This window comes from Aquimarina spongiae, assembly GCF_900141785.1.
Classification (GTDB): domain Bacteria; phylum Bacteroidota; class Bacteroidia; order Flavobacteriales; family Flavobacteriaceae; genus Aquimarina; species Aquimarina spongiae.
This window is the reverse complement of record NZ_FQYP01000007.1, coordinates 70,226-91,456: the sequence shown is the minus strand read 5'-3', so window position 1 is coordinate 91,456 and position 21,231 is coordinate 70,226. Positions and strand designations below refer to the sequence as shown.

The following is a 21,231-nucleotide window of genomic DNA, read 5'->3' as shown; positions in this document are numbered from 1 at the left end:
CGATCATAGTTTAGTGCCTTTAATAAGGTAACTGTAACGTATTGATTCTTCTTTAAGATGTAAAAAATCCTTACGTCTTTCATCTTTTGTAAAATTCAAGAAATCATCTTCAGATTCAAATGATAAAAAATGAATTTCATAAGGAAGTTCATCCTGCTGCAAAACAAAGGTGTCTTTTGTTGGCCTGATACGATATATTAACTTTCCGTTATAGTCTTCGAGCAATGGGATGGCAAATTCTTCGAATTGATGAAAAACAGCTTCTTTACCTTCTTTTACAAAAATCATCATGGTTAAATAAATCATGGGTTTTAGGTGTATAAGGCTTATTAAAATTTAGTGTGTTGATCACAAGACCAAAGAAATTACTGATGTAAATACTTGATGATGATTCCCAATTGCCCAAGATGATAAATATCATGCTGTAACATACCGTTGATTAAAAAACTATAGGCATACTCTCCTTTAAAATCAGTATCATAATATTTCTCATCCAGAAAACTATCTTCTTTTTCTTTTAGAAGATTAATGAGCTGCGATAAGCTAGTATCGTATTCTGATTTTATGCGTTCCCAACCTTTGGTTTTTAGCACTTCATTTGGTAACCAATTTTCTTCGCAGTCATCTGTTTTACTTCCTTTCCCAGTTTGTATTTTTAAAATGGTTTCCTGTCTCCATAAGGTGACATGCGAAAAGATCTCCGCAATACTATGTAACCCTTCAATTGGTCTTGTAAAAAATAGATGTTCGTCAACCTTACTCAATTTACTTTGATAAGAGCTTCCGATCCATATTTTTCCATGTTGAATCTCTGTAAGTTGGTCAATGATATAGTTGATCAAAGTATTCATATAGGTACTACTAGTAATTAAGAAAAACAGGCTATAGTGTTTGATTGGCTTTTGTAGTTACCAATACTCGAAAATGCGGGATATTTTTCCTTTTTTAAATTCAAAAAGAGCCATCTGTGGTTCTCCTTTTTCTACTTTTCCATCTTTAGTTTCGATAAATCTTTTTTGAGTAACCACTGCATTTAAACCACTAATTTTATTTACTATTTCGATATCAGTAACCGTTCCATCATAACCCCCGTTTTTTTGATTTCTGACATATCCGTTATACAAATCTTCTCTACTATACGTTCCTCCATATTTTGGGTGAACATAGGTAAAGTCCTCTGTGAAAATCTCAAAAACCTTATCAATGTCTTCTACTGTAGAATTTGCCTGAAATATCTTCAGGTTTAGATCATAATATTGCTTAACGATAGCGTTAAGTGAATCTTTATGAGCTTTTGACGCTTCCTGAGCACTTACTTGATGCACTCCTAAAAGAGTAAAAAGAATAATGAAAATGAATTTAGATACGCTCCTGATTACCTGTACTTTCCTGCTCATTTTTTTGTTTTAGAAAGTAAGATAATAATGTTTTGTGGTTTTGTATCAAGTATGCTTCTGTTTTAAGGATAGCTTAACATACCTTCGAATGTTCTGGAAATATGAATGTTCAATTCGTTTTTGTAGCGTCTACTTGTGTTTTTTAGAGTTTTGTGCGTATGTGGCTAGTTTTCAAATATTTGAATTCTATTGTGATCTGGATCCATAATAATTACCATTCTTTTTCCGGTTGCTTTGTCAGTTACAATGTTACCGTGAAGTTTCACTTTATTTTTGTTGATATGGTCTATAAAACGATCAAATTCTGATACTAGAAATCCAATCTTAAATAATCCGATTAGTTTTGTTTTGGGATTGTGATTTGGAATTACTTCTTGAGGGAGTAAAGCTGAATCTAGTTCGATAAGTTCTATATGAGCATTTCCGCGTTTTAAGTTTGATTGTTTTAACCCAATTTCTGTTATTTCTCTTTTATCAACAACATCGTACCCCAAAATTTCTGTATACCATGTAGAGGAAACATCTATATCTGTTACGATAATTGCTGTGAAATTAGAGTCTAGTTCGGGCACTTTTTTTTCTTGTGCATATCCATGAATCGATACGATACATAAGCTTAAAAACATTACTATTATTTTCATAACAATTGAAGTTTGATATATGATTTTAAATAGCATCCCTTTTCATTACTAAGATGCCAAAACTGCATGAAACCTGAGATATGTACCAAGCTTTACCAATGAAAAGCTTTTGATACAATGCCTAGAGGTTTACCGTTCTTTAATTTCCTTTTTCAATCGTATACAATAGTAACTCTTCATCATCATTAGGGATTTTGGTAGTGCCTTGTAATTCTAGTCCAAGTTTTTCCAATAATTTTTGCGAAGAGATATTGTCTTGTGTGGTTATCGCATGAATGGTGTCAACTCCAAATTCTTCAAAAGCCGCATTTTTTATCCGGTTTGCAGCTTCAAAAGCAAATCCCTTTTTTTCAAATGCAGGAAGAAAGGCAAATCCAATATCAATCCCTTCCAAACCTTCTCTGTCATATAGCCCACAAGTCCCTACTTTTTGATTGCTTTCTTTTGTAATTACAGTGTAGCTTGAATACCCGAGTTCGATAAGTTGTGGGGTCATTTTTGATCGAATGTACTCCCCAGCACTCTCAATTGAAGTAACATTTCGATCTCCAATATACTTGATCCATTTGGGCGTGTTTAATAATTCAAAAATAAATGAAGCATCCTCTTCTGTGGTTGGCCTTAGGTGTAGTCGTTCTGTATCAAAAGTTTTGTGTTTTTCCATTGTTTGCAATTGATTGAAGGATGAGAGATTACCACAGATACTCTGCTCCATCAAATATAAGTAATGCACTTGATTTTTTGGATGAATTTAGGAAAGCATTAATACTAAACAGTTATGATTTTTCCAGTGGAAAATTAACTATCTATACGCAACAGATACTATGATGTCGTATCATACTTTGAAGGAATTTTCAAACTCGTGAATGGATCTGAAGAACTATCAACTTCTCTTAAGCATCAAAGATTTTCTTTGTAGCCAAAGTTTTGTTTATTTGTTCAAGAAAATCAGATTTATTTTTGAAGTTTCCATGGTTTTTGTAGATCCCAGCCATTGAATTTAATTCTTCCATTTCTTTATTGTAAGTCTCCAGAGGATCTACAAAACTCAAATTGTCTCTGTCTATTCTACCTATTGTAAGAGCAGAAGGTATTCTTTTATTACATCTGCAGCCGTTTTTAGGATTATAAACTCCACAATTTGCACCCAAAAAGGAACCGATTAGCTTTCTTGATTTTTCCAGTCTTTTTCTGAAATTTTCTGGAGTGGTATCTACGATTTCGCAGGCGATATTACTTTTTAGTTTCAGAATGCTTCCCAGTATAAAAGCTATACGTAAATCTCTACTTAAACATTGCAACATTGCTAGGGTACACCCGGTTTTCATTTCTTTTTCTAACAAATTTTTATCCGGTAAATCATAGGTTACAGGTTCTTTAATGGATTGCAATTCCTTTGAAAATGAATCAAATGACAAAGGAGATTTCTCGATAGCGGTTTTTTTCAGACTGATTAAATAATTGGTTGCTACTCGATACACCCAGGTGTTTAACTTACTGCGATGGTTAAACTTGGCAAGGTTAGTAATGATTTTTATTAAAATCTCTTGGGTAGCATCTTCGGCATCTGCTCGATTCCATAAAAACCGGAGTGATATATTGAATACCAAAGGCTGTATAGTAGTGATGAGTTGTTCAAAACTCTTTTTATTGCCAGCTACGCACGATGCGATAAGTTCTTTTTCCGTCATGATCTACAATGTTAGAAACGGGTTAAACCTAAATTTAACCCGTTTTTTTCTTTTATTACTTATTTATTGAAAATTGTCCGTGAGGATTATCTTGTATCATCAACCATTTCCCATCAGGTTGTTTTCTTAAAGTAGCCACCGACAATCCATTTTGTTCGATTTTAGTTCCATCGGGCATACTGCCAACCATGTGCCACGGAGCAATATGAGTGGCAATATTCTCTGCAATATACACTTCGTGTTCACCAAATGTATATTTTGGATTCATCGAAACAAACTGAGTAAAGAATGTTCTCAGGTTCTCTTTACCTTGAACGGGTTGTTGAGGTTCGAACATTACTATGGCATTTTCTTCGTAGGTTTCCAGTACACCATCAATATCTTTCTTCTCAAAAGCAGCTACCATTTGTTGAATAGTACCAAATACTTTTTTTTGTTCTTCATTAAAATTGTGTTCCATGTTTTTACTTGTTTTTAAATGATTTTCTTTTTGTTTTACCTGTGCATTTCCATTAGAGATGATTCCCAATAACAATGCAATAAATACGAATGCTGTCTTTTGCATAATTTTTAGAGTTTATGTAATCGATTTGTTTCGGTTACATTTGATTAGACAGTCATACATGGAAACTGTGAATTTTTTATCTAGATTTTTTTAAAAACATAGTTTGAAGAAGATTAAAATGTCAAAAAGCGGGAATAAGAACTATAACTCTTATTACCGCTTATACCCAATTCCACTTTTTTACTGAAGCTTATGATTCACTGATGTACACATCTAAATTTAAAAATGCTTTGTCTCGTAATGGTAAAATGAATTTATAATCTTCACTTTCAAAAACTTTCAATAAACTTTCTTGGCTCGGAAACTCCATAATTGAGACTAAACTTGTGGGATGGCTACCTACTAATTGACCTTCAATTTTGTATTTGTTAATGGGGGTGCCTCCTGCAGCTTTAAACATAGGCGCAGCAGCTTCAAGGTAGCCATCTAATGCTTCTTTTTGGTTTGGATTAATTTGAGCACTAACGATCATAATGACTTTTTCGTTATTCATATTGTTACTATTTTTTAATGGTTAAAAGTTCACCCTAACAATTGGGAAATCTGTTGCAGCAGGATTATTGCCAGCCACTAGCGCTTGAATACGGGTATATTGAACAAACAAAGCATCATCGACCATAGTAAATGTGGTAGGAAATGAATTTGTACCAGCTTGAACGGTTTTTTCTATGGAGGCTGTGGCCCAGTTATCCGTCGATTTTAATTGATAGAGTGCTTCGGTAATTGGGGCAGTACCTGTAAGATTGTTACTGGAAACTGCAAGTGTATTATTATCTGTAAGCAGAATACCATCGATCGCTGGAATAGTACCATTGGTAATGGTTATTTCAGAAAAATTATTCGGATTGGATAATGGTATTTTAAATAATTTCCCTTCATCGTATTTGGATACGATTAAAAAATCATCATTGTGATACGTTAATCCATTCAAACCAAAATTCATGGGTTGAGGTTGAAATGCAGCATCCGTAATTAAGGTGGTTACGTTTCCATTGGTATCTATTTTATGTATACTTGGCGAGAAACTATCGCTGACATACATATTTCCTGCTTTATCCAAGACAACATCATTAGCAAGATGTGGAGCACCGTTGGTTAATTGAATAAAATCTGTTTGATTCCCGCTAGATAAATCATAGATGGCAATCGCTGCTAGCTGAGCCAAAGTGGTAGAATCACTTCTTGCCTGATTAAATCCCGGATCGGTAACACATACTAATAACCGATTGTTTGCTTTGTCAATTTCCATCCCCAATGTAGTAACCAAGTTAGGGCTATCAGCAAAAGTTTCGATGTTTCCATCGAGCGTTACCCTACTTATTTTTCCTTTGGCTACAGAGCTTACATAAAACACATTTTCTTCAGCATCAAAAGCAACCCCTTCTGGATATAAACCGTTTTCTTCTATAGAAATCTGGTCTGGGATAGAAACTCTAGGTCTTTCGTCATCTTTGTCACATCCAAATATGAGTATAGCAAGACAAAGAGATACTAATTTTACAACATTCATAATCTTTTTTTTAAAATTTATGTTGCAAAGATGAGGTGAGAAGTGCCCTCTATGATAGCTCGTTTAGTTCAAAAAATAGCTTATTTGGTCAACAGTTTTTTTGGAGTGACTCCATATTTCTTTTTAAAAATATGGATAAAGTGTGAAGGGCTTTCAAAACCGACTTCGTAAGAAATATCAGCAATGCTTTTGTCTGTAGCATTAATCAAAACCTTTGCTCTTTTTAGTCTTTGTTCCCTCAACCAATGTGCAGGTGAATCCTGAAAGACTTCTTTGAATTTTCGCTTAAAACTTGATACGCTTTGATTAGACAAAAAAGCTCTTTCTTCTATGGTGAGGTTTTTGAATATGCTATTCTCGATGGATTCTTTAAAAGATGTGTTAACAACCTTATCTAATGATAGTAAATAGTTTTGAAGTTGATTTTTGGTGTCCGACAATAAAAGACTGAGCAGTAATTCTTCTAGTTTTATTTGTAAAAGAGGTTGTGCGGTCTTTTGAGGATGATCAAAATAAGGGAGTAGAGATTTGATATAGGTATCCAAATTTTCGGATCGCTCTACCTTGAACATTTTTGAGACGGGAGTGCTGACTACTTTTGTCAAGTAACCATGGTATTTTTTCTTAAAAGTGTTTAGAAAATCTTCATGAATAAAAAATAAAAGAGAAGAAAACGTTCCATCTTCAAGTATTTTCTCCGAAGTTAAATACGTTCCCTTTTGCACAAAAAGCAATTCATTTTTTTCGGCAGTGATCTCCTGTTCTGTCGAAATCAGTACTTTTTTTCCTTTTAGAATTATAGTAATGACATGTTGTTCTAATTCTATGGGGCGTTTAGAGCATTCTTCCTTTTTATGAAATTGTATAAAGGTTTGATTGTCAAACTTTAGAATTGCATCTGTTAGCTCTGGTTGAAATGGATTTGGGATGTTAAAACTCATTCCATAAAAATAGAGGTTACCAGCGTATAAAAATGTCGTATTTAGGTCATTTTAAGGGATTTTAAGACCTTTTAACAATAAATGAAGCCTTTCTAAATACAAATATCAATGGTTTGAGATCATCAAGCCATTGATATTTTATTTTTACAACCATAGATAATACAGTTGATACTTCCGATTTAGTTGTTAATATAGTCTATAGCCGTTTGAAGAACATTTTCGTCTGTGGTAGACGTATCAGGAGTAATAGATATCGATCCATAAAGAACTTTATTCCTATCCGCCATGGATTCTACCGCCAAAAACAATGTTGAACCACCTAACAAAGAAAATCGAGCATTGTCGGCTGCAATACCGCAGGTTCCACTTCCAAAACTTCGAGTATTAGCTCTACCAATAAAAGATATAGCAACTGCCTCTGCGCCAGAAGCAACTCCATTATTAATTAAAACGGCTACTTTGGCATTGGGATTGATCAATTCATAAGGATTTGGTACTACTATTACTCTTCCCTGATCTAATCTGGACGCTCCATCTTCATAAGACCAAGCTTGCATATTATCATCTGCATCTATAAAAAAACCTGCAGTTCCTTCTCCCAAAATAGGTCCGATGCCGGCTATCATCGCAAACATATTACCGCCCAAGTTATCTCTTAAGTCAACAATCCAACCGTTGATATTTTGGTTATCCTGCGATCTAATATCTTCGTGCATATTTTCGGCAAATGCTACAGCTTCAGCTGTTGTTCCTCGGAACCCATTGACACGTACATATCCAATACCATCAGGCACGGAGGTAACGGGGGAGATATTCGAAAGGCTACAAATTGACGGAGTGGCAGCAAGAAATGTTCCATCTTCTTTTTCGATGAAACTACTGTTTTCTCCAAGTAACCGCAATGCAAGAATTACGGCCTCATCAGTTTCATCAAAGGTTTGCGCATCCGCAGCTGCATTTAAAACCTGAGTTCGAAAATTATCCCAATCGATGGTCTTTCGATTCATTGAATTGGCTTGCATCTGATCCACCAAGTTGTTTAAGAAATTGGTTACTCTGGTATTGTTTGGACCATCATCATCAGAGCTACAGGATACGATGATAAACAGGCTGATAATGAATAGGTATTTTAGATTTTTCATAGTAATTACTTAACGTGTTGTTTTTGGATGTTTATTGTACGTGTATGAACAAGGCAAGAAGTTACCACGCATTTTGTAACTTTTTTACCTATTGTTTTTCAAAGAGTAATATCTTTTATCTTTTTGGCCGGATTTCCCGCAAAAATGGTGTTTTCGGGAACATCTTTTGTCAATACTGCACCTGCTGCAATAATTGAGTTATCCCCAATTTTTATGCCTCCTACAATTACACAATGTCCCCCGATCCAGACATTGTTTCCTATAGTTATGGGTTTCGCAAATCCAGACTTGTGTCGATCGACAGGATGTATGTTGTGCCCTGCCGTATACATACCAACATTAGGCCCTATCAGACAGTTGTCACCTATTCGTACTGCTGCCATATCTAATATGGTGCAGTTAAAACCTGCATAAAAATTCTTGCCCACATGTATATTATATCCTAAATCACAATGGAAATTATGCTCTACAAAAATTCCAGAGCCAACAGTACCCAGAAGTTGAGTTAATATTTCTGTTTTTATACTTTCCTGTTCGTAATCGACTGTATTGAATTTTTGCAAAAGTCTTCCTGCTCTCACAAAATCCTTTTTAAGGTTCTGATCACCTCTTTGGTATTTGATCTTTTCAGGATTCATAGGGCGTTTAGGTTTATTTTATGCTGCGGTAAATGATTCACTATAATTTTACTCATATCCTATTTCAATATTTGGGTGAGATATACAATTCCAAATATCCATCCAGTATATAAAGTGGTATACCCCAGAGCATAGAAGGCTGAAATTCCAATTTCACCTTTGGTATCTAAGGATTTGGAAAAAACAAGCTTTAGCGCTCTGAAAAAGATCCAATACATCATTCCAACAATTATTGAAATTGAAATCCAGAAAACGGCTTCTAATAATAGCAATAAGATAATGAAAAGAATGGTCAACACTATCCATAGGACTATTGATAAGACAATTGCTCCGATATCATCATCACCATCGATGTCTGGTAAATCCGGGATAGTTCCCGATTTACCAATCAAATTTCCTGTTTCGAGGATTTTAAAGTTGGGCAAATCGTCTTTTAGTCCTATTCCGGTAAAAAGACCATACGTCATAAATGAAAACAGAGCAGTAGCAATAATGGATAGCGATATGTATAAGTTGGAAGTTATGCTACGATTGTAATTTATCCCGGTAAGATACACTGTGAGTGCGGCAATTATGACTACGATTAGGGATATAAAGAATACCGACTTACCACTTAGGTACGTTTTTTTTATTTTCAATATCTAGTTGTTTTTATTTAAAGTGTTTCTACAATTTGAATGTTATTCCCGCATGTATCATTAAAAACAGCAAATTTTACAGTTCCCATCTCTGTTGGTTTTACACTAAAAACTACATCAAGCTTGCAAAGCCTTTCATATTCGGCATCCACATTATCAACATCAAATTGTGTATACGGAATTCCTGCTTCCATCAATGCGTCTTGAAATACTTTGGAGGGTTCAAAATGATTTGGAGCTGGTTCTAATAATAATTCTGGTCCGTCTTGCCATTCCCTTGATACCAAGGTTATCCATCTGTTTCCCCCCTCCAACGGTGCATCCTTTTTTATGAGAAAGCCTAATTTTTCAGTGTAAAATTGTAATGCTTTTTCTTGATCTCTTACCGGAATGCTAATTAGTGTTACTTTCATCTTTGATCTATTTTTATTTATTTTTCAAAGTTTAGAAGTCTGTATCTAATTTGCTTCTCGAAACTTGCTCTTTTTGAAATTTACTGGGTGATTTCCCTGTTTTTGTTTTAAATAATTTACTGAAAGAGCCTAAACTTTCAAAACCCACTGCAAAACAGGTTTCTGTAACAGTCATTCCGTTTTTTAGAAATTCTTTTGATTTCTCAATCCGTTTATCAATTAAGTATTGCCTGGGTGTAAGTCCATAATACCTCTTAAACAGTCTTTGTAAATGATATTTGGAAGTAAATCGTATATGAGATAAAACGTCTAGTTTTAAGTCTTTCTCAAAATTATGATCAATGAAATGACGAGTGTCTATTATCGCTTTAATCTGTGCATCATTCGAATAACAGACATTTTTGATATGATTCAGTTTCTCTTGATAGAATGTCATTTCTGGTTCATTTGGAATGGTGGTCTAATGATTCGTATAAATTACGTTTTAATACCATAAATACATCAAACGAACTAATTTATTTTTAATTCAGATGCAATATTCACCCATTTTATGTTCCATTTTTTCTCATGATGATCTCCAGTTGCGAAAAACAGAAATTGATGATCTGGGGTTACATACGGATTTCCTTGCCCCAAGTTATTGATGGTATCATTTAATTTTTTGGTTGTAGTCCAATTCCCTTCTCCATCGTTAAAACTTACTTGCAAATCCAGTTGATTTCCGATCGTAGCAAAAATGAGAAAGTCCTCATTGGGACCAACATAAGGAGTACATTTTCCTGGATCTTTGGGTATAGATACAGCAATTTTTTCTGCATCTTCAAATGTGCCATTCACTTGTTTTGAACGATAAATATCCATTTCGCTATAATCTAAATTACTGGCATGAAAATATAAAGTGCCAGAATTCGTAATGGTTGGGTGGGATACCAATTTGTCTCTTAAATTTGGAATATCGACAAACTCAGGTTTCGCCCATTGGCCATTGACTTTATCTGACTTCCAAATATGCCAGGTAGAGGGTAAGCTATCGATACCCACAGGTCGTGTAGAACTGAAATAGATTGAATTTCCATCCGGAGAAAAGCTCATCCCATGTTCGTTGTATGTGGTATTGAAAAAAGCTTTTTCAGGCTCAGACCAGGTATTATTTACTTTGCGGATGACATAGGTGTCAAAATTTTGAAAGTCCTTATCGGATAACGTATAATAATATGCTTCGAAGTCTGGGCTGAATATACCTCGATGTATGATTCTATGTGCAGGAACGATATCTTGCTTAAAAATCATTGGAACATCTTTGGGAATCTCCTGAGACAGGAACCGCGTTTTGAGATTTACGGGATCATTTTTACAACTCAAAAAACTAATGGTGACTAATACTATAATTTTGAGTTTGTTCATTTCTATAAGTTATGCTTAGGTAAATCATGTTAAGCAAGGCCGATAGAAGACAGAATTTAGATAGCTATGGTAGGCTAATGATTTTCATTCCAAATTCTTAAGGCTTTGGGTATAGAATAAAACGCATTGGTTCCGTGATTGGCATTTTGGGTAAATTCATAATGCATCTTCAATGCTGTTGAATTATCTCGATCCAAAATCTTGATCACTTTATCAAATCCATTTTTCATCTTCTCGTTCTCGTCTTGCCCGAGACTAAGATATATAAAATTGTGAAATGTGTTTTTGGCCATGGCCGCTTCTAATTTTTGAGCAATTATGGTATCATCCCTCCAAAATGCAGGACTATAGCAAAAATATCCGTTAAAAAGAGTAGGTTTTTCTAGCATGGCATACAACACAAAAAGACCTGCTCTAGAATGACCAGAGATCATTCTGTAATCAGTAGTTCTATAATTGTTGTCAATCAAGGGAACTACTTCGCGCTCCAGAAATTTTAAGAATGCATCTCCGCTACCTGGTTCAGAAGCATCCTGGCTTTGGGAGATATAGTGCGGAGTTAAATCTCTATTTCTGTATTCATTTACAATGCCAACAATGATCATCTCAGGGATGTGTTTGGCAAGACTTAGTATCGTCGCTGCGTTAAGAATATCCCGATCATGTGATGTGGCATCCAGCGCATAGATGACGGGAAATCTTTTTTGGGTGTTTGAAGAATAATCTTTGGGTAGGTGAATTAGTAATTTTCGCCCTTCTCCTAAAATAGAAGAATCTATAGTTTCGATATTGCTGGCGTTAAGCTGGGCTTTCTGAGCGTTGAATTCGAAGATGGTTAATATGGCTAAAGTGGTGATAACTCCTGTTAAAACGATAGAAACAATTAGTTTTTTCATATACCAAGAACTGTTTTACTGTTATTTGAAACAAGGTATTAGAAAAGGGGGAACCATTAGTATCAGTCAGGTGTCATTGAGGTGTCTTTTTCAGAACTGACTGGTTTTATCAAGTATATTGATGAAATCGTATTGAAGACAATAAAAGAGATATACAATATCAACTGACTATTATATTGACCATACATCTTTTGCCCTGTAAGGATATAAGTAATACCAGGTACAAGGAATAGTAATACCAAGAATAGGATAAAAGAATAACTCTGAAATACTAAGAATCGATTCAAATTCTTATTGCTTTTTGATCGATACCTTAAAAGAAACAAGATATGGAGAGGAGGAAGAAAAGTTAGAAGTGTGGATATTAGTAAAGTGATTACCTCATTTTTACTTTTTTCGTTGCTTAACGAGGCAGGGAGTAATTCTATTTCCAATATTTCTGATAAGATAGTTAAGGTATAGACTCTAGGGATCACTTTCCCATTTTCGATCCGTTTGATGGTGCTTAAGGATAAGTTGGCTTTATCTGCCAGAATTTGTTGCGTAAAGCCTTTTTCTTTTCTAGTGATCAAGATTTTTTCTGAAATATCCATTAGCTTAAATTTTCTGTTTTTACACTAACCGATATCTTGCAATACACTTTACTTATCTGCTAATTTTGCATAAATATCGATACTGATAAATGCTCCGTTCTTAACCTCACAGTCTTGCATAGTGCCTTCTAAATTGAATTGTAGTTTTGCCAACGCTTTTTTGCAATTCTGGTTTTCTGTTTCAACAAAACCTTCAATTCTGTGTAACCCAAGGGTGTCAAAAGCGTATTTTAAGATGAGGGGTATGGTTTCTGTCATTAATCCTTTACTCCAGTTTTCTGGCAATAACCAAAACCCAATTTCAGCCTTTTTATTGCTTGTACTCAGATCGTTTAGACCACCTGCTCCCAGAAATTTTCCATCATCTTTTGAGCAAACTGCCCACCAAATACCCTTTTGGTTTTTTTCGAGGTCAGCAAACCAAATCATCTGTTCTTTTGTTGCCTCCAGGCTATCAAAACTAACTCCGTAATATTTTATAATATCAGGATGAGAAAGTCCTTTAAAAACGTTTTCTATATCTGACGGTACAAATTGTCTCAAGGTTACACGTTCGGATTCTAAAATGGGAAAAGTATTAGGCATTTTGTATTTGATTTCTATTTGTTATGTTTTATTTCTCAAACCATTCTTGTACTTCCTTGATGTATTTTTCTCTGTCGGGAGTTTGTTCGAGTATGGAGCAACCACTATCAAATATTTTGACTTCAAAGTCACGTTTCGTTAGATACACATCATTAAATTCATATGAAATAAATATGGCTCCTGCGATAATCAGGGAACACCCTATCCAAAATAGGATAGAAATTTTGCGCGGAATGTGAATTGTCCAAATTTTATTGATGAATACACCGATCATTAACCAAAAAGCAAAGTAAGTTGCTAGATTAACGATTAGCTCTAATAAAAAATACTGCGTAGCCAATGAAGTATGGAATGCCGAACATTTATAAATCATCGGAAATCCATACAAAAATACATCTGGTCCATCGATTACAACTCCATACCACCATTTTGTTATGAGCGCAAATGAAATAAAGGTTAAAGGGAGCGAAAATCTCAAAATCAAATTTTTCATGTAAACTTTCTTGTTTAATGGTTCACAAAGTCTAATGTATGTCGTTTGAAACTCCTTTACAGAATTTCGCCATGAGTATCAAGGTAAAAATAACAATGAGTACCAGATATTATAGTATTCATATCCCAACAAATCGAGAAACAATTACTTCTGATAAATAATTGTTAGTTGCCGAGTTTATACCATAGACGGCCTATCGTTTAATAATTTGTAATAGCCTTGCTCCATCAATTTTTCTGCAACTTCAATTCTACCTTTGGCGCCATTTTGCATAATATATGATAGCTCTTCCTTGGTTAAAAGAACTACATTGACCAACATTACCTCTTCAATACTTAATTGAATTTTATCTGAAACTTCGTTGGTTTTTAATCCCATTAAAACACCAGCCTCTCCATTTTCTCCTAAGAAGGTATTCGGTAAACCATCTCCGTTTACAGCCGAAGACAGGTAGGTGTAGTCATTCAGCATATAAGAGATATTTGGATTGGAAGCCGCCATACTGCTTACTTGCCTCAAAATTTTAAACTCCCAGGAATCAATGATCTCTTGGATGTTGGTGTACTTATTATCTGTTAGGGTATACAACTCAATTCCAATACCATTATATCCTTGATTGTCGGCGTTGGTATCGAAGTCATCATAAGGATCACTCAACCCATCGGTAGCGATAATGGTTCCCTGATCGGTTTGAACTCCGATATGCGCTTGTCTCATAGACGGCCATCGGGGACCTCCCATAAAGGATGGATTAATCATGTTCCCTACAACATCAGAAAAAGGTTCGCCGATACTTTTCCAATAGTTGTCTCTTTTTTCACAAGAAGTTTTAAAATGATCGTCGTATTTCATAATGGTTGTCTGTTTCGGTTGTATAAGTTAGGTATATTGGAAATATATCACTCAAGCACCAAGATAGGGAAATCGTTACGAATTTTGTTGCTTGTACTATGCCCTTAGGATACTTTGGCGATAATAAATATGGACTTAATCGTCATATACTTCTTTGTAGGACACTATTAATTATTTTTTTGGATAGAGTATGTCACCTTAAATACAAAATCATTTACATGCTAAGTTCACCCATATCATCTTATAGATTGTTTTTTTCCTTTTCTATGATGAGATCTATGAATTCATTTACATAGCGTTCTTTCAATTCGGCATAGATGGTTTTATTTTGATTGGCTTTTTCTGCGAGTTCATACTTCATCTTTTGATATTTCAATCTTGCCCACTCATTTTTTCTTAGATAATTTCTGGACAAAATATGTCGTTCTAAGGCTTTGCTATTTGTTGGGCATAAATACAGGTGGTGTATTATTGTATCCAAAACTTCATTTTTGAACGCTCCGTTTCGTTTAAAAACCTCACGCTGTTCAATACCTTGGTTCCCGTTATGGTAATATCCAATTTTAAGTAATCCTGACTTTATTTTCTCAAATTCTGATTCACATTCATAGATGATATCCATATCAATGATATCTTTTGCATCCAAATTGGGAACCGAGGTACTCCCCACATGTTCTATTTGATATGCTAGCCCACTTAACCCTTTTTCAATTTCATTTTTTAAATGAGTAAAGTTTGTAATCCAATCAGCAGTGTATTTTTTGATCAGCATATTTTTGGAATGGGACATAACGGGTTTGAATAGATGCAATTTAACTTCTGGTTGGCCAAGATACTTAAATAAACAGAATAGCGGTCTGAGTTTACGATCAAGCCGCTATTGCATTTGTAATTGATCAGCAATGGTTCTATGCTTTCATTTGCTCATACACTTTTCGCCATTTGGAGGCATCGTATATCAAAATGGACTCTTGAATGATGCCCTTTTCCAATCGAAACCATTCTGAAGCAAGATTACTTTCCAAACCTGGGATAGAGGATTGAAATTCATAATGCGTAGCTACCCAATCTTCATTTTGGGCGGTACTAATCAGTTTTACACCTGTTAATACTTTACCCATTTCTGTAGCTAATGTGATAAATTCGGTTTTATGATTAAGCGCTACCATAGGGTTTTTGAATCGATAATGATCTGCCAGTAAAGCCAGAGATTCATGAATACGTTGAGGGTCATTGAAACCGTTTAAGAATTGGATTACAATTTCTTGATTTGTCATAGTTTTCTTTTTTGTCATTGATATGATGACAAAGTTCTAAAACGTCTTTAAGCTAAATCTTGGTAAAAACCAAGATTTCTAGATGTTGATAGCGTTGATTAATTTGCTGAAATTGGTAGGATCTATTCGCAAGTAAGAGGAGATATCTTTTTGAGGAACCATATTGAGCAAATGAGGACTTCTTTGTGCAAAATTTCTAAAACGAGTCTCCACATTAAAAGCCATTAATTCATGGTGTCGTTCAATGATTCCTAATAAAAAAGATTCGGTAATTTTTCTGAAGAGTGTCTCCAATTCTCTATGCTTTTGTATCCATTCGGTATGTTTGGCAAAAGGTATGCGTAGCAACTTGCTATCGGTAATGGTTTCCAGGTAGTATTTTGAAGGTGTTTGTGTGAGAAAGGATTCGACGACACCACTAAAGGAAGGTGCATATGCAAAAAACATCACATGCTGTTTGCCATCATTTAAGTAATATGATTTTTGAATTCCCTCTTCTACAAAATAGAGATATCGTTCCGTTTTTCCGGATTCGGTGATGATCGTCCTTTTGGGTACAGTATATGCTGACCAATTAGAGATATACGACTCCAGAATGGGTTCATTTACTTCGTAAAATGACGATAGATATTTTTTCAAAAGTGATAATGGATTTTTATTCTTTATCTCGCATTTTTTTTAATCTTCAAAACCTCTTGTTGTATCCAATGAATAGAAATATCAACTGGTTCTGTCGTATCTGCAAAAGCAGTATTGTGTCCTAATGTTGGGAAAAGTACATATTCAAACGGTTTACCTTGGGCTTTGAAGGTGTTTAAATGCTCCATACCCATTTTTACAGGGATTTGAATGTCTTTTTCGCCAAACAACCATAATCCCGGAATTGAAAGTTTGCTCAACATGTCTTTTGGATCAGTGGCTGTAAATTGATATTGATCGGGATCGTTTTTGATATGGTAGCGCGCATCTTTTTCGGTATGATTTTCCCAAAAATCAGTTCTGCCATTGGTATAAAACTGAAATCTCAGTTGTTCGAGCGTGGTAATGGTAGGGCAACTAAATAACACCATGAATTCAATCAGTGGGTTATTGTGGGCAGCAATGGGGATGATCCATCCCGCCTGACTAAAACCTACCAAACCTATTGGTACATCGTTGTGATGTTGATGAATGATTTGCGCAGCAGCGTTTGCATCTTTTGCTAATAGCGTTAAATTATCTGTACTGATATTGTTAGTGCCCACTTCGGGGCCTGCGTACATTCCACCAGATGCTCCAACTCCACGTTTATCATAAGTGAGTACCAACAAGTTGTTTTTTGCCAATAATTCGGCAAACTTTGGCATTCTTGGAACGCGATCAGAACCGTGTACAATTACTACAGCAGCATCAGGTTGTTTGGGAGCATATAAGGTACCTGCCAGAGTAACTCCTTCACTCTCGAAGGTCACTTCTGTTGTCTTGATCGAATCTGATGATTGTGCTACTACTTCATGTATAGCGAATGGTAAAAGAAAAATTGTAAGAAAAACCAGATAGTTCTTACGTATTCTAGGGATCTCTCTAGCGATCAAAATATAAATTCTCTTTGATTTTTTTGCTGGCATGGCACATAGCGCTTTATTATAGAATATTTGAAAGCGCTACTAAGGTAGTAAATCTACAACGAGCTGCAGGTAATTTAGCATGGTGTTTTTTAATAATCCTCTTCGATAGATGGTTGAATTTTGAACTCGCCAGAAGTTATATCAAAAAAATGCTGAAAACCGAATGAGTAATCTGTTTCTGGCTTTGATAAGATTCCAAATAATTCGATTTGGTTATCTTTTATTTCACTAAACCAATACCCATGAAATACCGATATTTCCTGGAATTCTTGACCGGTGTTTTCTAAGAAATTTACCTTTCTGAATACGGTGTCGGTCAAAATTTTAGAATCCGTTTCAATGATTAGGTGATTTTCAAAGTCGCGGTATTTATGGATGTTTTTAATTCCATCACTATTAAACTCATTGACAACATAAGAATCTAATGGGGTTTGTACAATAGAAATCCGTATCCCACGATTTTGAATCAAAGTATCATTTTTGATAGGATCTTTTGTATCGGGGAAGAATTTTTCTATGATACTATCCTTAATTTTTGGATTGACCTGATTTTTTAGTTTTCCTTCTTCTATCGTGTCTTTGCTCGAGTTCGAAAGATCTGTTTTTGATTCAGATTTACAAGAGAGTACAAATAGAAAAGATACCAGAATGAGGAGTGATATTCTCATAACGCTTTAATTGTATACAACCTTTTAGTATAGGTGTATAGTCAAGACAAAATGTTACTTTTCTTTTTTCTTACCTAAGGATACTTTGTAGTCATCTATATTTCCTTTGATCTTAAGGTTGAGGTATTTTATTTTTTCGTTGGGATCTACTTCTACAATCTCATCTTCTTGCCCGGTACTGATGGAATCATTTTTCTTGTTCCCGAATAATTTTTGCCAGGCGGCTTTGCGTACCGTTTTCCAGGGGATACGCAGATAGTAATCTATATTTTGATTGTTATCATGAGTACCAGATAATTCCATATGACCCAAAGTAGATTCGATCGTCATCGCAGGAATAGTAATCTTTCCTTTCTTGATATCCAAGCTGTTTTGCAAGGTGTCAAACCGAATATTTTGTAGGTTTCGATCCCCCATATAGTCTGAAAGTGCAAGCATAGGATCGTAATTTTTTAATCTTCCGTTCAATACTTTTACATCCATTTCTAAGGTAGATTGATCCAGATCTGGTACCATATCTGGGTATACTCTGATTTTCCCTTTGATTCTGGAGGTGAGTTTCCCTTGTAAATTTTCTGAAACGAGATGATCTTGCCCAAAATTCTCGAATTTGAATAGTAATTTATCCAAATCGACATTGTTCATCACCAAATCCGGTTGCATGTAGATATGTTTAGGGTCACTACCGTTAAAATACCCATTTAATCGAATATTTCCTCCCGCTGCATCCATATGTAAAGTATCAATATAGATGTAATGATCCGGAGTAGTTCTTAAATCTGCTTTGATATTTTGAAGATCTATGCGATGATAAATAAAATGCGCAATATCGGCCTTAAATTGCATATCGGTAAATGGCAATTCGTATAAATTGAAAGCCTCTGCATGTTCTTTTACATCTGCAGTTTTTGAAGTAACTGCTTCTGTAGATTTTGGTGGATTTAAATCGAAATTAAACAATGCATCAAAGTCAATATAATTTGCTTTTAACTCGAAGTAATTGTCCCTTTTCTTTATTTGTGGATCTTTCCCAAGGTAATAGTTTAACGCAAAATTGAAATTGGTGGTTCCTATTTCCCCATGAAAATCTTTGATCACCAAATGCTCGTCTTCGTAATGGATGTTTCCTCTAAAATCATGAAAACGAAGGGGGTGTAATTTCATTTTTGTATCTAGTTTGTCTAGAGCCAAATCGATGGAATGTAATGCAGAGTCTTTATAATGCATACTGGAGGCAAAATGAAAAGCCAATTCATCAAAAGCCTCATGTCGGTATTCTTTTGGGACGTAATTTTCTCCTTTATACGAAAAGACATCCTCCAGCCTTAGTTTTTTAGAATTGAGGTTGATATCCAAATCTACATCTCCATTCAATTCGGGTTGCATCCAGAATGCATAATCATGGATGAGCCCGTCAAAATGAAAATCACTATCGTCTATATAACCGGTAAAATCCACAATTTTTAAGTCTTTGTCATCGATTAATACATCGGCATGAAAATCATGCAGATTATGCGGATAATGTTTCAGGTCTGCATACAAACTATCGATAAAGAATTCTCCTTTGGGTAAGTACTCAGATTCTGTAAAATCTTTGGCAGAAGCTTTGAAAGAAAGTCCCAAACTAAGGTCTTTTATTTGTTCATCAACACCGTTTTGAGTAGAATCTTGTTTTGAGAAACCAGTTAATTCCGCAATATCAAGGTTTTTGGAAGCTATATCCAAATGAGTTTCTACTGGGATTGCAGTATGATGTACTATTGCAGGTAAGTCTGAAAGAAAACCACTTATGGATAGATCCGAATTTCCCATCAACATTTCAAACTGATTCAAGGTGGCTTCTTTGCCATTCATTACCAAATTGATATTCAAATTATGTAAGGGAGCAGGAAGATTTTTGGAGACTAAACTCAAGTCTTTTACAATCAACTCGGTAAAGTATGCCTGATTGAGTTTTTGCAATGCTTTTTCGGGTTGGTCAATATCGATAATATCATGAAAATTCATTTTCAACGACACTTCTCCAGAGGCTTCCTGTACTTGCTCTAGTTCAAAAAACTCTGCAATAAAATCCAGATTGAAATTCGAATTGATTTTCATATCGACTTCTGGGGACTCAAAATTCTTTACTAAAATAGACCCTTCAAACTCTCCTTTTTCCAGAGATGCGGTCATATCGGTTAGCGAGAACTCCATGGTACTGGCATCTCTATTGGCACCATTGGTAAAATGACCGTTGAAGCCCATGTGATCTATCTTTTTTGCTCTTTGAGTATTTTCCAAATAGGCTTTTCCAGCTCCAAAATTAGCATTGATAAAAGGTCGGTTCCCTTTGTTGGCAGGACCTTGGATAGTAGCATTAAAATAAATCTCGCCAGCGTTTCTATATTTCTCCAAAACAGGGATGACATCTGTAGGAGCAAAGGCAATAAGCATATCAAAATTAGGCTTGGTACCTTTTATAGAAAGGTCGAGGTCTACATCATTTTTGGTATCGATAGACCCCTCTAATTCAAAATCTCCATTTTCCATGGCAATACCAGAGGGTTGTATATCGAGAATACCCGTAGATTCATTAAATACAACATCGGTGTGCACTTCAAAGTGTTTATTATGGATAAAAGTGGTATCCCCATCTTTGATCACATTTAATTCAAAATGAGTATCGATATGCCCGGCAATGATGCTGTCTTTTTGACTAAAACCACCTGTGCCGGCATACATGAATTTTTCGACATCTGTATTGGTGGCTTCATCCAGAGTATGGATATCCAGATTTTTAAATTTTATTTTTTTGAGGTGAATATTGGTAGAAGGGGTTTCTGTTTCTGAGGTACTAGCCAAAGAGTTCTGAATATTCGTGGTGTTGTTTTCGTGAATAACAAGATTTAATACTCCTTCTTCTATAATTAAAGACTGGATGTCGTAGTTTCCTTTTACAATATCGATGAGGTTGAAACCAATGTATATGTCTTTTACATCCATGATGACCGGTGCATTGTCTGCTTTGGTTTCAAAAATGCCTACATCATAAACTTTTATAGAGGTATACGGGAAATTGCCAAAAAGTGATAATTCACTTTCACCAACGCGAATGAGACCTTGGTGTTCTTGGTTGAGCTTTGCGATCTCTCCTTTAATGATTTCGGATTGGTTGCTCTGGATATATAGCATTAGCCCTCCAACTACTATTATGGGGACCAGGAGTAGTGCTAATAAAATTCGTTTCCAGAATTTTTTAATTTTCAAAGTAGGTGTATTTAGGGTTACAACAGGAGTT

27 protein-coding genes are annotated in these 21,231 nt (G+C 35.1%); all 27 read right to left on the bottom strand.

Annotation, left to right across the window (positions count from 1 at the left end; translation table 11 throughout):
- Window positions 1-3: 3 nt before the first annotated feature.
- A complete protein-coding gene (locus tag BUE24_RS16100) occupies window positions 4-306 on the bottom strand; it encodes a DUF1330 domain-containing protein (RefSeq protein ID WP_073317914.1) in 303 nt (100 codons plus the stop codon).
- A gap of 59 nt (window positions 307-365) precedes the next feature.
- Window positions 366-851, bottom strand: coding sequence for a DinB family protein (locus BUE24_RS16095; protein ID WP_073317911.1), 486 nt, complete (start codon window positions 849-851; stop codon window positions 366-368).
- A 57-nt stretch (window positions 852-908) separates the two neighbouring features.
- A complete protein-coding gene (locus tag BUE24_RS16090; RefSeq protein ID WP_073317908.1) occupies window positions 909-1,397 on the bottom strand; it encodes a nuclear transport factor 2-like protein in 489 nt (162 codons plus the stop codon).
- A 164-nt stretch (window positions 1,398-1,561) separates the two neighbouring features.
- Window positions 1,562-2,038 (bottom strand): VOC family protein, encoded by a 477-nt coding sequence (locus BUE24_RS16085; RefSeq protein ID WP_170864612.1) that lies wholly within the window; start codon window positions 2,036-2,038, stop codon window positions 1,562-1,564.
- Window positions 2,039-2,177: 139 nt separating this feature from the next.
- Entirely contained in the window at window positions 2,178-2,702 is a 525-nt protein-coding gene (locus BUE24_RS16080; RefSeq protein ID WP_073317902.1) for a GNAT family N-acetyltransferase, read from the bottom strand.
- A 229-nt stretch (window positions 2,703-2,931) separates the two neighbouring features.
- Complete coding sequence (locus BUE24_RS16075; protein ID WP_073317899.1) at window positions 2,932-3,729, bottom strand: RNA polymerase sigma factor; 798 nt, start codon at window positions 3,727-3,729, stop codon at window positions 2,932-2,934.
- Window positions 3,730-3,784: 55 nt separating this feature from the next.
- On the bottom strand, window positions 3,785-4,294 hold the full coding sequence (locus BUE24_RS16070; protein ID WP_073317896.1) for a YybH family protein: 510 nt from the start codon (window positions 4,292-4,294) through the stop codon (window positions 3,785-3,787).
- A gap of 190 nt (window positions 4,295-4,484) precedes the next feature.
- Window positions 4,485-4,787, bottom strand: a complete 303-nt coding sequence (locus tag BUE24_RS16065; protein WP_073317893.1) for a DUF1330 domain-containing protein — start codon at window positions 4,785-4,787, stop codon at window positions 4,485-4,487.
- 21 nt (window positions 4,788-4,808) lie between these two features.
- A complete protein-coding gene (locus BUE24_RS16060; RefSeq protein WP_073317890.1) occupies window positions 4,809-5,804 on the bottom strand; it encodes an SMP-30/gluconolactonase/LRE family protein in 996 nt (331 codons plus the stop codon).
- Window positions 5,805-5,884: 80 nt separating this feature from the next.
- On the bottom strand, window positions 5,885-6,745 hold the full coding sequence (locus BUE24_RS16055; protein ID WP_073317887.1) for a helix-turn-helix domain-containing protein: 861 nt from the start codon (window positions 6,743-6,745) through the stop codon (window positions 5,885-5,887).
- Between the two features lie 179 nt (window positions 6,746-6,924).
- On the bottom strand, window positions 6,925-7,887 hold the full coding sequence (locus tag BUE24_RS16050; RefSeq protein ID WP_073317884.1) for a S41 family peptidase: 963 nt from the start codon (window positions 7,885-7,887) through the stop codon (window positions 6,925-6,927).
- Between the two features lie 98 nt (window positions 7,888-7,985).
- The gene (locus tag BUE24_RS16045; protein WP_073317881.1) at window positions 7,986-8,525 is read right to left on the bottom strand and encodes a sugar O-acetyltransferase; all 540 of its coding nucleotides are present in this window, start codon (window positions 8,523-8,525) and stop codon (window positions 7,986-7,988) included.
- A 59-nt stretch (window positions 8,526-8,584) separates the two neighbouring features.
- Window positions 8,585-9,163, bottom strand: coding sequence for a hypothetical protein (locus tag BUE24_RS16040; protein WP_073317879.1), 579 nt, complete (start codon window positions 9,161-9,163; stop codon window positions 8,585-8,587).
- A gap of 17 nt (window positions 9,164-9,180) precedes the next feature.
- A complete protein-coding gene (locus tag BUE24_RS16035) occupies window positions 9,181-9,576 on the bottom strand; it encodes a VOC family protein (RefSeq protein ID WP_073317876.1) in 396 nt (131 codons plus the stop codon).
- 31 nt (window positions 9,577-9,607) lie between these two features.
- Window positions 9,608-10,012 (bottom strand): helix-turn-helix domain-containing protein, encoded by a 405-nt coding sequence (locus BUE24_RS16030; protein ID WP_073317873.1) that lies wholly within the window; start codon window positions 10,010-10,012, stop codon window positions 9,608-9,610.
- A 74-nt stretch (window positions 10,013-10,086) separates the two neighbouring features.
- On the bottom strand, window positions 10,087-10,980 hold the full coding sequence (locus tag BUE24_RS16025; protein WP_073317870.1) for a PD40 domain-containing protein: 894 nt from the start codon (window positions 10,978-10,980) through the stop codon (window positions 10,087-10,089).
- Window positions 10,981-11,054: 74 nt separating this feature from the next.
- A complete protein-coding gene (locus tag BUE24_RS16020; protein WP_073317868.1) occupies window positions 11,055-11,876 on the bottom strand; it encodes an alpha/beta hydrolase in 822 nt (273 codons plus the stop codon).
- A 62-nt stretch (window positions 11,877-11,938) separates the two neighbouring features.
- Window positions 11,939-12,469, bottom strand: coding sequence for a helix-turn-helix domain-containing protein (locus BUE24_RS16015; RefSeq protein WP_073317865.1), 531 nt, complete (start codon window positions 12,467-12,469; stop codon window positions 11,939-11,941).
- Between the two features lie 48 nt (window positions 12,470-12,517).
- The gene (locus tag BUE24_RS16010; RefSeq protein ID WP_073317862.1) at window positions 12,518-13,054 is read right to left on the bottom strand and encodes a GNAT family N-acetyltransferase; all 537 of its coding nucleotides are present in this window, start codon (window positions 13,052-13,054) and stop codon (window positions 12,518-12,520) included.
- 28 nt (window positions 13,055-13,082) lie between these two features.
- Window positions 13,083-13,547: a hypothetical protein gene (locus tag BUE24_RS16005; protein WP_073317859.1), complete on the bottom strand. Its 465-nt coding sequence runs from the start codon at window positions 13,545-13,547 to the stop codon at window positions 13,083-13,085.
- Between the two features lie 177 nt (window positions 13,548-13,724).
- Window positions 13,725-14,399, bottom strand: coding sequence for a suppressor of fused domain protein (locus BUE24_RS16000; protein WP_073317856.1), 675 nt, complete (start codon window positions 14,397-14,399; stop codon window positions 13,725-13,727).
- A 241-nt stretch (window positions 14,400-14,640) separates the two neighbouring features.
- Complete coding sequence (locus BUE24_RS15995) at window positions 14,641-15,189, bottom strand: GrpB family protein (RefSeq protein WP_073317853.1); 549 nt, start codon at window positions 15,187-15,189, stop codon at window positions 14,641-14,643.
- Window positions 15,190-15,307: 118 nt separating this feature from the next.
- A complete protein-coding gene (locus BUE24_RS15990; RefSeq protein ID WP_073317850.1) occupies window positions 15,308-15,676 on the bottom strand; it encodes a hypothetical protein in 369 nt (122 codons plus the stop codon).
- Window positions 15,677-15,754: 78 nt separating this feature from the next.
- The gene (locus BUE24_RS15985; RefSeq protein ID WP_073317847.1) at window positions 15,755-16,315 is read right to left on the bottom strand and encodes a Crp/Fnr family transcriptional regulator; all 561 of its coding nucleotides are present in this window, start codon (window positions 16,313-16,315) and stop codon (window positions 15,755-15,757) included.
- A gap of 23 nt (window positions 16,316-16,338) precedes the next feature.
- Entirely contained in the window at window positions 16,339-17,283 is a 945-nt protein-coding gene (locus tag BUE24_RS15980) for an alpha/beta hydrolase family protein (RefSeq protein WP_084549592.1), read from the bottom strand.
- A gap of 89 nt (window positions 17,284-17,372) precedes the next feature.
- Entirely contained in the window at window positions 17,373-17,951 is a 579-nt protein-coding gene (locus BUE24_RS15975) for a DUF4738 domain-containing protein (RefSeq protein ID WP_073317844.1), read from the bottom strand.
- 54 nt (window positions 17,952-18,005) lie between these two features.
- Window positions 18,006-21,200: an AsmA family protein gene (locus tag BUE24_RS15970; protein ID WP_073317841.1), complete on the bottom strand. Its 3,195-nt coding sequence runs from the start codon at window positions 21,198-21,200 to the stop codon at window positions 18,006-18,008.
- Window positions 21,201-21,231 lie beyond the last annotated feature (31 nt).